Genomic DNA, 11,823 nt, shown 5'->3' on the forward strand with positions numbered 1-11,823 from the left:
CAACCAATAATTTGTCGCACAAAACCTTCTACTTGCGCCAATTCAATGGTTTCTTTATTTTGATAATAATACAAAATCACAGCATCAACTACTTCTTTCGGGCTAATCATTTTGGAATTCATCGCAAAAGATAAACGCGAGTGAAATAGAAATTTATGTCCAGAAAACAACGAATCTTGATACGTTCCAAAATGCTCCAACAAATGCTCACAGAAATAGTCAATCAATTGCAAACTTTCGTTTCTGGAAGTCGGCCAATTGAAATTTTTTACATCAATACTTCCAAAAGTGGTGATGTTTTGCGCTTCAATTTCGGCAATAAGTTCACTCACATTTTTATGAAATTCCAAAGGAAACGGAATCGGAACTTCGTTTTTATATTGATTACGGTTGTTATGGTCAAAGTTCCATTTTCCATCTAACGGTTGATCACCCACCATTAGAACATCGTGTTTTTTTCGCATCATACGATAGAAACTTTCCATCAAAAGTTGCTTTTTCCCTTTGAAAAAATCAGTCAATTCATTTCTGGAAGTATAAAAATGTTCGGAATCCACCGCTTTTGTTGGAATAACAAGTTTTTCGCATATAGATTTCAATTGTTCATCTAAACGATATTCATCAGGAAATTGGTATTCAAATTGTTCGATTTTATTCTTTTCAACCAAACTCAAAATCAATTGTTCCAAATTCTGAGGATTATTGGCATCCGAAATTTTATAATAAACCACATGATGACCTCGTTTTGTCAATTCTTCCGAAAAATTTCGCATGGAAAGAAAAAACGCCGCAACTTTTTGAATATGATGTTTTACATAATCCGTTTCCTGACGCATTTCTGCCATTACATAAATCACATCCGAATTAACTTCTTGAAACCAAGAATGTTCCGAATTGAGTTGGTCGCCCAAAAGTAATCGAAGTGTTCTCATTTAAAATATTTCAGGAATTAACCACATTTTTTGAAATTTTCCATCGCCATCGTACATTTCCGCTTGACGTTTGATATTGAATTTTCTATCTCTTGGATCGTTTCCAACACCAGCATTGTACATCCAATTCCCATAATTGCTGTGCACATCGTAATCAATCAACATGCTTTCAAAATACGCTGCGCCAATGCGCCAATCTTGTTCCCATTCTTTCGCCCAGTAACTTGCTACATTTTGACGACCGCGATTGCTCATCCAACCCGTTTTCTGCATTTCAATCATGTTGGCATTCACGAAATGTTCCGGAGTTGTGCCATTTGTCCATTGATTGAAAGCTTTTGTGTTTTGATTCCAATGGTATTCTTTTTGTAAAATACCGTTCAATTGAAAAATTTTGTTGCCGTGTTTTAGCGAAATGTATTTGAAATAATCGCGCCAAATCAACTCGAAAATCAACCAATAGGTATCTTCGTTTTTGACAATTTTCTTCTCAAATTGTTGTACTTCCCAATAAATCGTTCGTGCCGAAATACTTCCATTTGCTAACCAAGCCGAAAGTTTTGAACTGTAATCTTTTCCCACCAAACCATTACGAGTTTTTTTGTAAACCGCTAGTTTTTTGGTATCCCAAAAGTAGTCTTTGATTCTTTTTTTAGCTTGATATTCGCCACCTTTAAAAGGAAAAGCCGTTTTATTGGGTTGCTTAAACTCATCAAATCCTAAATCTTCCAAAGTTGGAATATTAGTTTTTTCTTCAATTAGATTAGCAATTGGTTTTGCTGAGATGGAAACGGTTGGTCGCACTCGAATTTTCTTTTCCAATTGCTTTCTAAACTCGGTAAAAACTTCTGGAATTTTTTCCCAATCCTCAAATGGAACATCATCCGGATGAAATAAAAACTGATCGTAATACGTTTTCCAATTCACCGCTGGAATAAGATTTCGAACTTCAGTTTCAACATCTACTTCTTCTTGCGTCCATTCGTTTTGACTGTAAATCGTTTCAATTTGATATTTTGCCGCTACTTCTGGAATCAATTGTTCGGGATAGCCGTAATAAACTAATAACGAGATATTCTTCTCTGCTAAATTTTGTTGTAATTCGGCTAAAGTTTCTAAAAGAAATTGAGTTCTAAATTTTTCTGTTTTCTTGAAACCGTATTGAGTGGTTTCGAAATGTCTTGGATCTAAACAATAAATGCCAATTACTTTTTCATTTTCCCTACAAGCATTGTACAACGAATGATTGTCAATCGTGCGCAAATCGTTTCTAAACCATATTAATCCGTTCATGCTATTTGTTTTTATTCATTCTACATTTATCACTGCAATACATAACTTCTTCCCAGTTTTTCTCCCATTTTTTGCGCCATGAAAAAGGGCGTTGACAGGTTTTACATATTTTTTCGGGAAGATTTACTTTTTTATACGCCATTATAACATCGAAGTTGAAGGTTTATCTGGTCGCGCATAATGAAATCTGTCGGATAGTTTCGGAACAGCATAACCATCTAAACCATTAATAGCTACTACATTTCCTCTATCCAATTGCATCCAATTGTCATCATGAAAAAGGTTTTCATCCGCATAAATAGTTTCAATAGAAGCGATAATGTGAATACAATCGTTTTCTTCAATTTTGTATTCGTTCACATATTTACAAAGTAATTGTACAGGACTTCCTTTTACGAAAGGTACTTTGTGATGGTCTATAAATTCGGGTTCTAAGTTCGTTTTATCGAATTCTGAAATATGTTCGTCATAACTTGAGGATGTATGATGTGCATCGGCAATCATTTCTTCGGTAATATGATTTACAGTAAAATATCCGGTTTCTTTTATGTTTTTATAAGTGTCTCTTGGAACTGTTGTGGGTCTTAAAATAAATCCTAGCAAGGGTGGTTCGCTTCCCAAATGTGTAACACTGCTGAAAACGGCAATATTTAATACGCCTTCAGTTGAAACTGTTCCAATCAAATTAGCGGATTTATAACCAGTAACACAATTGACTAAGTTCAGTCGAGGGACTTTTGACATATAGAACAATTCGTCTTTCGTAATCTTTTTCATAGCAATTTTTATTCAAAGATACATTTTGTTTAACTAATATTAAAAATAATTAAACAAAATTTGAATTCAAAATCAAAAATCTAATAAAAGTCGGGCTTAGAAATTTATTATTCTGTATTTTTGCAGTCCAAATTTTTACAAAAGTCTTCATGCAAACGCCACAAAAAATTGCTGTTGTAGGTTCAGGATTAGTAGGAACTTTATTGGCAATCTATTTAAAAAGAGCCGGACATACAGTACATGTTTTCGACAGAAGTCCCGATATTAGAACGGTTGAATTTTCAGGTCGTTCCATTAATTTGGTGATGTCTAATCGGGGTTGGAAAGCATTGGAAGATGTCGGTTTAGATGAAGAAATTAGAAAAATCGGAATTCCAGTGGATAAAAGAGCGATTCATTTACAAGATGGAAAACTAAATTATCAATTTTACGGAAAAGAAGGTGAAGCTATTTTTTCATTGTCAAGAGGCGTTTTGAATAGAAAAATGGTGGATTTAGCTGAAGCTGAAGGTGTAGAATTCTTTTTCGAACGTAAAATTTGGGATGTAACCTTAGCCACCGCAACTTTGTGGGAAGGCGAATCCGAACAAGGCGAGTGGACTGAGTTAAAATACGATAAAGTTTTCGGAGCCGATGGTGCTTTTTCGAGAATTAGACACAGAATGCAACGTCAATCGATGTTTGATTATTCGCAAGAGTTCATGAAAATTGGTTATAAAGAATTACATATTCCAGCCAATGCTGATGGTTCGCCAAAAATTGATATTCATTCCTTACACATTTGGCCAAGAGGAAATTTCATGTTGATGGGATTGGCTAATTTAGACAACTCGTTTACTTGTACTTTGTTCATGCCGATTGAAGGCGAAAATTCGTTTGAATCATTAACTAACGAAGAGAAATTAGTTTCGTTTTTCGCGACTTATTTTCCAGATACAAAAGACGTAATTCCTGATTTAGTGCGTGATTTTTTCAGAAATCCGAACAGTTATTTGGCAATTATGAAATGTTTCCCTTGGACATTTAACGATAAAATTGCCTTAATTGGTGATTCAGCGCATGCGATTGTACCTTTTTACGGTCACGGAATGAATGCAGGCTTTGAAGATATTACCATTCTGAATGAATTAATGCAACAATATGGTGATGATTGGGATCGAATTTTTAAAGCATACGAAATTTCAAGAAAGCCAAATGCTGATGCTATTGCCGAGCTTTCCAGAAGAAATTTTGAAGAAATGAGTGCCAAAACTGCGGATGCAAATTTCTTATTACAAAAGAAAATTGAAAAATGGTTTTCCGATAAACATCCAGAAAAATGGATGCCGTTATATAGTAGAGTAACTTTCAGTTTACAACCTTATTCAGAAGCCATGGCGATTGGTGATTTTCAAAATGAAATTATGCAAGAAGTTTTGAAAATGGAAAATATTCAAGAAAATTGGAATTCAGAAGAAGTAGAAAATAAAATTTTAGAGTTATTAAAATAAAAAAGAAATTGCCTCTTTTTTTAATCTTCTCTATTAACAGCATCCATACTGAACGCAGGCGTACAAATTGCTAAATATTCACAAGCTTGATCAAACGGATTGGAATATTGAACACGTGTGTTTTTCTCAATTTTAATCGATTGACCTGCTTCTAAAACTACCACTTCATCTTCAATAATGAATTGTTTTTTCCCTTTAATGATATAGGTGTATTCATCAAATTCTGGAGTTTGAAAAGGTTCGCTCCAACCAGGTGGCGCAATCATATGTGCAATCGAAATCGCTGCATTATTTGTTGTTGCTAATCCGTGATGCTCTTCAATCAATTTGCCATCAGGGGTTGGAACTACGAATGGTGCTTTTTGGATAAAATATTTTTTCATTTTGTTACTTCTTAAATATAAAATAAACCGCCAATACCAAAAAACAAAACCCTACTGCGTGATTCCATTTGAAAGTTTCGTTCTTAAAGAAAACCAATGAGAAAATCACAAAGATGACCAAAGTAATTACTTCTTGAATCACTTTCAATTGCATTAATGAAAACGGACCGCCGTTGCCTTCATATCCAATTTTATTCGCTGGAACTTGAAAGAAATATTCAAATAAAGCCAATCCCCAACTAATTAAAACAACAGTGATTAACCCAGCGTTTTCAAACCATTTTAATTCTTTAAATTTTAAATGTCCGTACCAAGCCAATGTCATGAAAACATTAGAAAGTATAAGTAACCCTATGGTGATAAATCCTTTCATTATTTTTTTAGCATTTTCATTAATAGGCCAAATGCGCCTCGAATAAAACTTGCACTTGTAACCACTTTGGTAATTGATTTCCCAACTACTTCAGCCGTACTTGGTTCTTCTTTTGCTGTTCGGGTAGGTTTTTCGGCTTCTTGCTCGGCTGCGACTTCTTGCGCTACAGCAATTTTTTTATTTAGCATTTCATAAGCACTTTCTCGATCAACAACTTCATTATATTTTTTTGCTAATTTTGATTTTGCAATACTCGCTTCAATTTCACTATCTGTTAAAACATCCATTCTACTCATTGGAGCTCGCATCATGGTAGCTACTAATGGTGTTGGTGTTCCTTTTTCGCTTAATGCGGTTACAAAAGCTTCTCCAATTCCTAACGAAGTTAATACTTTATCCGTTTCATAAAAATCAGTATCGGGATAATTTTCAGCCGTCATTTTAATTGCTTTTCTGTCATTTGCCGTGAAAGCTCTTAACGCATGCTGAATTTTTAAACCCAATTGTGCCAAAACGCCTGTTGGAACATCCATCGGATTTTGGGTAATGAAATAAACTCCAATTCCTTTTGAACGAATCAATTTCACAATCGTTTCAATTTGATTTAATAAAGCCTTACTTGCTTCGTCAAAAATCAAATGGGCTTCGTCAATGAAAATGACTAATTCTGGTCGTCCAGCATCGCCTTGTTCAGGTATAGTATTGTAAATTTCGGCTAACAAACTCAACATAAAAGTCGAGAATAATTTCGGTTTGTCTTGAATATCTGTCAAACGCATGATGTTCACGTAACCATTTCCGTTTTCGTCAATTCGCATTAAATCTTGAATATCGAATGATTTTTCGCCAAAGAATAATTCCGCACCTTGTTGTTCTAGTTCAATGATTTTTCTTAATATAGAACCTGTTGTACTTGTTGAAATTCTTCCGTATTCGGCTTCAAACTCTGCTTTTCCTTCTTCAGTTGCGTAATTCAGTACTTTTTTGAAATCTTTCAAATCCAATAATGGCAAACTGTTATCATCGCAATATTTAAAAATGATTGAAACAACTCCGGCTTGCGTATCGTTCAAATCTAATATTCGAGAGAATAATACTGGTCCAAATTCAGAAACTGTAGCTCGTAATCGAACTCCATTTTGTTCTGAAATTGTCATTAATTCTACTGGAAACCCTTTCGTTTCGTATGGAATCGAAATTTTAGCATGACGTTCAGTAATAAACGCTTTTTCTTCGCCAGGCATTGCAATTCCAGAGAAATCTCCTTTTATATCCATCATCAAAACCGGAATTCCATTTTGCGATAATTGTTCCGATAACACTTGAATGGTTTTGGTTTTTCCAGTTCCTGTTGCACCTGCAATTAATCCGTGACGGTTTAAAGTTTTTAATGGAATGTTTACGTGTGTATTTGGAACCGCTTCGCCATCTAAAATTCCGCCACCTAATGTGATGAATTCGCCTTTACAAGCGTAACCTTCGTTTATATGTTTGCTAAAATCTTCTGTCTTGCTCATTTTGATGTATTTTGAATTTCAAATGTAGTTAAAATCAGAGGAAATTTCAAGGTTAATGACAAGTGTAATTTCAAGTTCAAAAATTAATTTCTGACTTCTTATTTCTAAATTCTAATTTCCAAGTCGTATCTTTGCCCACTATTTTAATTTGAGATGTTACAGAAAGAAGTACAATTAGCGGTTGAAAAAGGCGAAATGTTGCCTTTAATGGAGGAGTTTTACACGATTCAAGGCGAAGGATATCATACAGGAACAGCAGCTTATTTCATTAGAATTGGCGGTTGCGATGTAGGTTGCCATTGGTGCGATGTGAAAGAGAGTTGGAATGCGGAATTACATCCTCCAACTAATACCGATTTAATTGTTGCCAATGCCAAAAAATACGCTGACACAGTTGTGGTAACAGGAGGAGAGCCTTTGACTTGGGATATGACTTTATTGACTTCAAAATTAAAAGCACAAAATTTAAAAGTACATATTGAAACTTCTGGAGCTTATGAAGTTACGGGAACTTGGGATTGGTTTTGTTTGTCGCCAAAGAAAAACAAATTACCAGTTCAAAGTGCGTATGATATGGCTCACGAATTAAAAGTAATCATCTACAATAAACACGATTTCATTTTTGCGGAAGAACAAGCGGCTAAAGTAAATCCAAACGCGATTTTGTTTTTACAGCCTGAATGGAGTAAAAAAGAAGAAATGACACCTTTAATTGTGGATTATGTGATGAACAATCCGAAATGGAGAGTTTCGTTGCAAACACATAAATACTTGAATATCCCGTAATTTTTGCTCGCAAAGACGCTAAGCCGCAAAGGATAAATCTTTTCTTTGTGAAACTTTGTGCAAAAACTTCGTGGTACTTTGTGTAACAAAAACTTCAAATTATATCTTTGAAAGTTTAGCCAAATAATCAAAATGTTCGCCTTCTAAAATCAATTTACATTCCAAACCATTTGCAATTGCGGCATTTTGTAGTGTATTATAATCCAAATATAACCAATCAAAAGTATCTTCGGTTGCTCCTTTATATTGAATAGTGAAGGTCAATTCACCATAATAACCATTTGCAGGAACTTCGTAAGCACCATCTTCATCTTGGTCGTACATATAAATTAAGTCCGAACTATCGATTAAAATTTGTCCGCCTTCATTTAAAAGCGATTTTAGTTTTTGCAAAAACTTCGAAATCTGATTCATTTTTCCGAAAATTCCAGTTCCATTCATCAAAAGTAAAATAGTGTCGAATTTTTCTGAAGCATCTAAATTCAATACATCCGAAACTTTACAGTTTTTCAAGCCTCTCAATTCACAAGCTTTAATTGCATTTTCCGAAATATCAATTGCGGTAACATCGAAACCTTTTTCCTGCAAATACAAAGCGTGACTTCCTGCTCCACAACCTACGTCTAACACTTTTCCTTTCGCTAATTGCAATGCTTTTTGTTCCAGTTTTGGCATGTCTTTAAAATCACGAAACAAATAGGCAACGCTCATTTCATCGGCTTCCGAAATAGAAGTTTCGGTGATTAAATCTTCGGGAGAATTATTGGTTTGGTAATCTAAAATGGCTTTTCCGAAAAGGTCTTTCATGGTTTGTATTTCAAAATTCAACATTCGTTATTCTAAATTCGAAATTCAAAATCGTAACTTTGCAGAAGAAAATCTATAAAATGCTAAAGCCAAATTTAAACGAACTCGGAAAACTTGCCAAAGATACGCATATCGAAACCAAAAAGTATTTTGACAAGCTAAAAAAGAAAACACCCAAGAATTTGGATTATGTAATGCAAGATTTACACGATGCCGAATTCAAAAAAACGGATTGTTTAGAGTGTGCCAATTGTTGCAAAACAACTGGACCGTTATTTACGTCGGCTGATATTGAACGAATTTCAAAGAGTTTACGTCAAAAACCACAGCAATTTATCGACCAATATCTTCGCATTGATGAAGATAACGATTATGTATTAAAAAGTGTTCCGTGTACATTTTTAGACAGCGACAACAAATGTTTCATCTACGATGTCCGCCCAAAAGCTTGCCGAGAATTTCCACATACCGACAGAAAGAAATTCCAACAAATCTCAGATTTAACATTGAAAAATGTAGCGATTTGTCCAGCTGCTTTTAATATTGTGGAAAAAATGAAGGAGAAGTTGCCTCTTTAAAGAGTGTTCAGTGTTCAGTTGAAAGTGTTCAGTTTTCACAATCTTGTCATTCCGTTAGGAATCTCAAAGTTTATTGGTGATAATTCGTGAAATTCACGTTTTTTAACTTCCAACTTCCATCACCCAGCTTCCATCATCACTCATAAATCAAATACTTCTTTCTTACTTCCTTAAACTGCTCCAAACCTTCTTGCCAAGTTTTTCTAATTTCTTTTTCGGTCATTCCGGCTTCAATTTGTTCACGAAGTTTTTTGGTTCCGGCTAATTTGGTGAAGAAATCATTGAAGAATAAGATTTTGTCTGCTGTGTTTTCGTAAGCTTTCAATAACCATTTTAATTCCAATCGGTGTACTTTTCTAATTTCTGTTAAATCTTCGCCAAAACATAACTTTCCATTATGAACAGGATCTTTTGCACCAAAATTAGGTTGTGGAGTAAAGCTAAAATCAAACTCACTTTCAGGTAAAAAGGGAGAACCGTAAATTTGGAATTGCTTTTCGGTACCGCGACCTAAACTTACATTCGTGCCTTCAAAAAAACACAAACTCGCATACAAATTAATCGATTGATCGTTGGGTAAGTTTGGCGAAGGCTTCACAGGTAAGCTATATTTCATATCGCGCGAATAGTTCAAACAAGGTGCTACTTTCAAGTCACATTGAATACTATCTTTCAACCATTTTTCGCCATTAATCATTTTTGCATATTCGCCAATCGTCATCCCATGCAAAACCGGAATTTCATGCATCCCAACAAAACTCTTGTGTTCCTTTTCTAAAATTGGACCATCAATAATAGTTCCATTCGGATTTGGTCGGTCTAAAACCAAAAGCGGAATGTTGTTTTCCGCACAAGCTTCCATCACATAATGCAATGACGATATATAAGTATAAAATCGCGCCCCCACATCTTGCAAATCAAAAACCAAGATATCAATTCCTTCTAATTGCTCAGGTTTTGGCTTTTTATTGTTTCCGTAAAGGGAAATAATAGGCAAGTTTGTTTTGGTGTCTTTTCCGTCCACGATTAATTCTCCAGCATCAGCTGTTCCTCTAAAACCGTGTTCAGGCGCATAAATTTTCTGCAGCTTGATGTTTTGTTCGATTAAAAAATCAACCAAATGTTTTTCTTTTGAAAGAATTCCTGTTTGATTCGTAACAATTCCAACACGTTTGTCTTTCAATAAAGATAAATAACTCTCAAAGTTTTCGGCACCAGTTTTAAAAGCAACATCTGTTGAAGTGGAAGTCAAAGTCACATTATCATTGCTTGGTTTTACTTGCGGAATAGCCTTTTTACTACTTCCACACGAAACGATTAGTAAAGAAAAAAATAATAATGTACTTTTGAAAAATAATTTAGATGTCATAAAAACCTTGAATTTAGAATATTTTATAGCCAAAAGACTAATTGCTGCTAAAAGTTATAAAAGTAGTATTTCTTCGCCAATTATAAAAATTGCGATTACGGCAATTGCTATCGGAATTATTATGATGATTATGGCGGTGGCCACGGGTGTTGGGCTTCAAGATAAAATTCGTGAGAAAGTTTCGGCTTTCAATGGACATATTATTATTTCTAATTTCGATGATAATCAATCGCAAGTTACTACTGAACCTATTTCTATTAATCAAAGTTTTTATCCAAAATTCAAAAATGTAGAAGGAATAAATCATGTGCAAGCTGTAGCAAGTAAAGCTGGAATCATTCGTACAGAAAAAGCTTTCGAAGGCATCATATATAAAGGTGTTGGGAAAGATTATAATTTCACCAATTTAGAAGAATATTTAGTCGAAGGTAAAATTCCAAATCTAAAATCCGAACTAAATACCGAAGTTTTAATTTCGGAATACTTAGCAAAGCGTCTTCATTTAAAAGTAGGCGATAAGTTTCTGACTTTTTTTATGAAAGACAACGGAAAACTTCCTAATAAAAGAAACTTCCTAATCACCGGAATTTTCAACTCAGGTTTTCAAGAATTCGATGCTACTTATATAATAGGTGATATTCGCCACGTGCAACTCATCAACAAATGGCAACCAACAGAAGTCGGAGCCTTCGAAGTTTTTGTAGACAATTTCTCAAAAATCATAGAAAAAGGAGAGGAAGTCTACAAAGAAATTCCGCCTACTTATAATAGTATCACCATAGAAGAAAAGTATTATAGTATTTTCGAATGGCTAAAATTGTTTGATTTTAACATCTTGGTCATTCTAATCGTAATGATAGTCGTAGCTACTATTAATATGGTAGTAGCATTATTAGTCCTAATTTTAGAACGTACCCAAATGATCGGAATTTTAAAAGCGATGGGAGCTAACAATTGGAATGTCAGAAAAATTTTCCTCTATAACGCATTCTATTTAATCGCTCGCGGATTATTTTGGGGAAATCTAATCGCTATTTCTTTATTACTAATTCAAAAATTCTTCGGTGTAATCCAACTCAATCCCGAAAACTATTTCGTAAACGAAGCACCCGTAAGTATTAATTTGTTTCATATCCTGTTGTTAAATATAGGAACCGTAATCGTTTGTTTGTTGGTTTTATTAATTCCATCTTATATCATCACCAAAATTTCACCAGTTAAAGCAATACGTTTCGATTAATTTTTTAGAAGCAGACATTTCGCATTCCATAAAGACTTTTAGTCCCGCTGTCCGCTACAATCTTTTCCCTTTTTGTTGCCTGAGGCACTCGAAGGCAACAAAAAGCAAAAAGGATTTCCACTCCCATCGGGGCTAGACAAGACGTTTTGTATTCCAGATAACCATCCCACTGGCTCGCAGCGCGAGCAACACTTTGCCCTTGAACTTGCCCTTGAATTTGAACTTGTCATTCCGCAGATTAGGAATCTCCTGCGCAGCAGGCTATTGCTTAAGGTAGT

Annotated in this window: 14 protein-coding genes; 5 read left to right on the forward strand and 9 right to left on the reverse strand. The window is 34.6% G+C overall.

Annotated features, from left to right (window positions below; genetic code table 11):
- The 4 genes from Q0075_RS11320 to Q0075_RS11335 all read right to left on the reverse strand — a co-directional run.
- A partial coding sequence (locus Q0075_RS11320) for a cryptochrome/photolyase family protein (protein ID WP_297869604.1) occupies positions 1-932 on the reverse strand: 932 nt, incomplete at its 3' end.
- A complete protein-coding gene (locus tag Q0075_RS11325; RefSeq protein WP_297869605.1) occupies positions 933-2,225 on the reverse strand; it encodes a DASH family cryptochrome in 1,293 nt (430 codons plus the stop codon). It abuts the gene before it with no gap.
- 1 nt (position 2,226) lies between these two features.
- Positions 2,227-2,367, reverse strand: coding sequence for a DUF2256 domain-containing protein (locus Q0075_RS11330; protein ID WP_297869606.1), 141 nt, complete (start codon positions 2,365-2,367; stop codon positions 2,227-2,229).
- Positions 2,367-3,002, reverse strand: a complete 636-nt coding sequence (locus tag Q0075_RS11335; RefSeq protein WP_297869607.1) for a flavin reductase family protein — start codon at positions 3,000-3,002, stop codon at positions 2,367-2,369. Before Q0075_RS11335 ends, Q0075_RS11330 begins: the two co-directional genes overlap by 1 nt.
- A gap of 149 nt (positions 3,003-3,151) precedes the next feature.
- Here Q0075_RS11335 and Q0075_RS11340 point away from each other — a divergent pair, with 149 nt between their 5' ends.
- Positions 3,152-4,492, forward strand: coding sequence for an NAD(P)/FAD-dependent oxidoreductase (locus Q0075_RS11340; protein WP_297869608.1), 1,341 nt, complete (start codon positions 3,152-3,154; stop codon positions 4,490-4,492).
- Between the two features lie 20 nt (positions 4,493-4,512).
- On the opposite strand, the gene Q0075_RS11345 is transcribed toward Q0075_RS11340, so the two are convergent.
- From Q0075_RS11345 to Q0075_RS11355, 3 genes are read right to left on the reverse strand one after another with little or no spacing between them, the layout of a single operon-like run.
- Positions 4,513-4,875 (reverse strand): cupin domain-containing protein, encoded by a 363-nt coding sequence (locus Q0075_RS11345; protein ID WP_297869609.1) that lies wholly within the window; start codon positions 4,873-4,875, stop codon positions 4,513-4,515.
- Between the two features lie 4 nt (positions 4,876-4,879).
- Positions 4,880-5,248 carry a DMT family protein gene (locus tag Q0075_RS11350; protein ID WP_297869610.1) on the reverse strand — a complete coding sequence of 123 codons (369 nt, stop codon included), beginning with the start codon at positions 5,246-5,248 and terminating at the stop codon, positions 4,880-4,882.
- Positions 5,248-6,765, reverse strand: a complete 1,518-nt coding sequence (locus Q0075_RS11355) for a helicase HerA-like domain-containing protein (protein ID WP_297869611.1) — start codon at positions 6,763-6,765, stop codon at positions 5,248-5,250. The genes Q0075_RS11350 and Q0075_RS11355 overlap by 1 nt, the downstream gene beginning before the upstream one ends.
- A 153-nt stretch (positions 6,766-6,918) precedes the next feature.
- On the opposite strand from Q0075_RS11355, the gene Q0075_RS11360 reads away from it, so the two are divergent.
- Positions 6,919-7,551, forward strand: coding sequence for a 7-carboxy-7-deazaguanine synthase QueE (locus Q0075_RS11360; RefSeq protein ID WP_297869612.1), 633 nt, complete (start codon positions 6,919-6,921; stop codon positions 7,549-7,551).
- 99 nt (positions 7,552-7,650) lie between these two features.
- Here the strand turns inward: Q0075_RS11360 and Q0075_RS11365 are convergent, their stop codons facing one another.
- Positions 7,651-8,358 carry a class I SAM-dependent methyltransferase gene (locus Q0075_RS11365; RefSeq protein WP_297869613.1) on the reverse strand — a complete coding sequence of 236 codons (708 nt, stop codon included), beginning with the start codon at positions 8,356-8,358 and terminating at the stop codon, positions 7,651-7,653.
- 80 nt (positions 8,359-8,438) lie between these two features.
- Between Q0075_RS11365 and Q0075_RS11370 the strand changes: the two genes are divergently transcribed.
- Positions 8,439-8,936 (forward strand): YkgJ family cysteine cluster protein, encoded by a 498-nt coding sequence (locus Q0075_RS11370; protein WP_297869614.1) that lies wholly within the window; start codon positions 8,439-8,441, stop codon positions 8,934-8,936.
- A 136-nt stretch (positions 8,937-9,072) separates the two neighbouring features.
- On the opposite strand, the gene Q0075_RS11375 is transcribed toward Q0075_RS11370, so the two are convergent.
- Positions 9,073-10,305 (reverse strand): DUF1343 domain-containing protein, encoded by a 1,233-nt coding sequence (locus Q0075_RS11375; protein ID WP_297869615.1) that lies wholly within the window; start codon positions 10,303-10,305, stop codon positions 9,073-9,075.
- A 7-nt stretch (positions 10,306-10,312) separates the two neighbouring features.
- Here Q0075_RS11375 and Q0075_RS11380 point away from each other — a divergent pair, with 7 nt between their 5' ends.
- A complete protein-coding gene (locus Q0075_RS11380) occupies positions 10,313-11,545 on the forward strand; it encodes an FtsX-like permease family protein (protein ID WP_297869617.1) in 1,233 nt (410 codons plus the stop codon).
- 75 nt (positions 11,546-11,620) lie between these two features.
- Positions 11,621-11,823 (forward strand): hypothetical protein (locus Q0075_RS11385; protein WP_297869616.1); only part of this gene is annotated, 203 nt, incomplete at its 3' end.

Origin of the sequence: uncultured Flavobacterium sp. (genome assembly GCF_937967675.1) — a bacterium.
Lineage (GTDB): Bacteria > Bacteroidota > Bacteroidia > Flavobacteriales > Flavobacteriaceae > Flavobacterium.